This is a genomic window from Paenibacillus allorhizosphaerae (assembly GCF_042659105.1).
In the GTDB taxonomy this organism is placed as follows: Bacteria; Bacillota; Bacilli; order Paenibacillales; family NBRC-103111; genus Paenibacillus_G; species Paenibacillus_G allorhizosphaerae.
Window position 1 is genome coordinate 1 of the sequence record NZ_JBHSRV010000070.1, and the last position, 809, is coordinate 809.

Annotated in this window: 2 protein-coding genes; both read right to left on the reverse strand. The window is 38.4% G+C overall.

From position 1 onward, the window contains the following. On the reverse strand, positions 1-175 hold a 175-nt coding region (locus tag ACFQI7_RS37785; RefSeq protein WP_377518646.1), incomplete at its 3' end, for a nucleotidyltransferase domain-containing protein. 154 nt (positions 176-329) lie between these two features. After that, the gene (locus tag ACFQI7_RS37790; protein ID WP_377518643.1) at positions 330-617 is read right to left on the reverse strand and encodes a hypothetical protein; all 288 of its coding nucleotides are present in this window, start codon (positions 615-617) and stop codon (positions 330-332) included. Positions 618-809 lie beyond the last annotated feature (192 nt).

Here is an 809-nt window from a genome sequence, read left to right on the forward strand (position 1 = left end):
ACGATTCAATTTCATATGCTCCTTGTTGGTCTGTTTGAATATCGATGTCTCCAGGTTCATACGGCAATCCTTGTAATGCAAAGCTTGTACTTCCTGTGAGAGCCCAATTAATTTGGGTCATTGAAAGACGTTCGTAAATAAGTTCGAGTACCAATATTAATTCTGGAATAATCAAGCTTTTCGTCCCTCCCGAACATCATTAGTTCATAGGAATTATTCAATATATAACTAAATTATCCTGTTCGTTCAATGAGTATAAAATTGGAGCTACCCTGCGGCAGCTCCTCACTATCGTTTCTCGTTAGTGGAATCACATAAGAAAATGTATCTTACATTTTTGTCAATAACATTCCCTTTACATCCTCCAATGAGTACCCTGAAACTGTTGGTTTAATAAGAATATGTATATGGTCTTTCAAGTAAGGTATCTTCCTAATTAACGGGAAATCAATAACTTTGCATTTAAAGCCTCTTCTCGAATCATCAATTAACTCGTCTCCAATTTCAACGCCGCCCTCAACAATGTGTCCATACACAAAGAGACAATCCTTGAACTTAATATTAGATTCAATGATGCTTTTAATAACAAATGTATCCTTGACTTCGATTTTCCCCATCTCGTCACATCCTAATATGACTAATGTATCTATATCCATATTATAACATGGCACACTGAAGATAACTGCCCGTTAGCCCCCCATGCCCTGTCGGGCGCCACAGAGGATGAAAATTTTGGTGCGACGTTTTATACTATTCTTACGGCTGGTGAGGAAGGTCGTTGCGCTATGGTGTCACGAACCCATCCGTTA

Bases quoted from the DNA above. Each gene is read 5' to 3' on its own strand.
- ACFQI7_RS37790 (WP_377518643.1), bottom strand. From the start codon at position 617: ATGGGGAAAATCGAAGTCAAGGATACATTTGTTATTAAAAGCATCATT.